Raw genomic sequence first — 1,754 nt, forward strand, 5'->3', positions numbered from 1 at the left:
ATGCAATACATCAACAAAGAAACGTTGAGAGTTGAGCACGTAAAGCAACCAAAAGGAAAGGCTTCCGGTGTAGACGGAGTTACTAAAGAGATGTATGAAGAGCATCTTGATGAAAATCTTGATAAACTAATTGAAAGAATGAAGACATTTTCTTATAGACCATTACCAGTAAGACGAACTTATATTCCAAAAGGCAATGGTAAGATGAGACCATTAGGTATACCAACATATGAAGACAAAATAGTACAAGGAGCATTTAGGAAAATACTAGATTTCGTATATGAACCATTATTTTGTGATTTCTCGTATGGTTTTAGAGAAGGCAGAGATTGTCATCAAGCAATATTAGAGATTAATCATCATATAATGTTTCACAAAGTAAATTATGTGGTGGATGCTGATATTAAAGGCTTCTTTGATAACATAGACCATAGATGGCTGATAGAATTTCTAGAGCACGACATAGCAGACAAGAATTTTATAAGGTATATAAAGAGGTTCCTAATAGGTGGAGTTATGGAAGACGGTAAGAAACTAGAAAGTGATAAAGGAACACCACAAGGTGGACTTATATCACCAGTTTTAGCAAACACATATCTACACTACGTATTAGACACCTGGTTTATATGGTTAAAGAAGAATAATATAATAAAAGGAGAATGTTATTTAGTAAGATACGCTGATGATTTTGTAGTATTGTTTCAATACGAAGAACAAGCAAATAAATTCTACAATATGTTAAAGGATAGAATGGCAAAATTTGGACTCGAACTTGAAGAAAACAAAAGTCGAATTTTACCAATGGGAAGATTTAAAGGTACAAAAGAAACATTTGATTTTCTCGGTTTTACTCATATAAATGGTAAGAATAGAAATGGTGGATACAAACTAATTCATCATACAAGTAAGAAGAAACTTAAACAAAAGAAAGAAAATGTTAAGAAATGGCTTAAGGAAAATATGCATAGTAGTATTAAAGAGATAGTACCTAAGTTAAATATAAAGCTTGAAGGACATTATAGATACTATGGTATATTTGATAATTTTAAAGCATTACAAAGTTTTACAAGATTTGTAATCGAGGCCCTTTATAGGGCATTACGAAGAAGAGGACAAAGGGTAGGTTGGCTCACGAGGACTAAACTTCAATATACACTTATGTCATTAAATTTTACTAGACCAAAATTATATCTACGATATGGCTATTAACAATTAATGAAGAGCCGTATGCCTTAATAGGGCACGTACGGTTCTGTGAGGGGCCGGTAGATAAATACACTTTAGAAAGGGTGTGAAAGTCGAGCCCGGTCTACTCGACATAATCAATGAAAGAAAGTAGATTTTTAGAATTTAAATCAGATGTATCCAACTCATTTTTAAAGACAGTTAGCTGTTTCTTATTGATATAAATTATCGGAGGGAACAATTATACATAATGAGTTTCACATCCATAACTGTTATAAATTTAATAATAATAGAAAAATGTGATGGAATGATAATTATATTTTTGTTGCACTTTTGTTGCAGTTCTTATGGTATTATACAAATGTATTAAGATTTCGATGTATTATTTTAACATTTAATTTATACATAAAAAGGAGGAATTTTTATGAAGGAATTAGCAAAGAAGAGGATTGCATTTCCTATTATATGTGTATTATCATTCGTATTAGCATTCTTAATATTTTTTGTAAATTCGGCAAATATATATGTATATGCTGATACAGCATATTCATATGGTGTAGAAGAAATTA

1 protein-coding gene is annotated in these 1,754 nt (G+C 30.8%); it reads left to right on the forward strand.

What is annotated here, in order from left to right:
* Positions 1–1,209 (forward strand): group II intron reverse transcriptase/maturase (gene ltrA / locus J6Y29_04680; GenBank protein MBP5427166.1); only part of this gene is annotated, 1,209 nt, incomplete at its 5' end.
* Between the last annotated feature and the right edge of the window lie 545 nt (positions 1,210–1,754).

The sequence above is a fragment of the Clostridiales bacterium genome (assembly GCA_017961515.1).
Lineage (GTDB): Bacteria > Bacillota > Clostridia > Acetivibrionales > RGIG10202 > RGIG10202.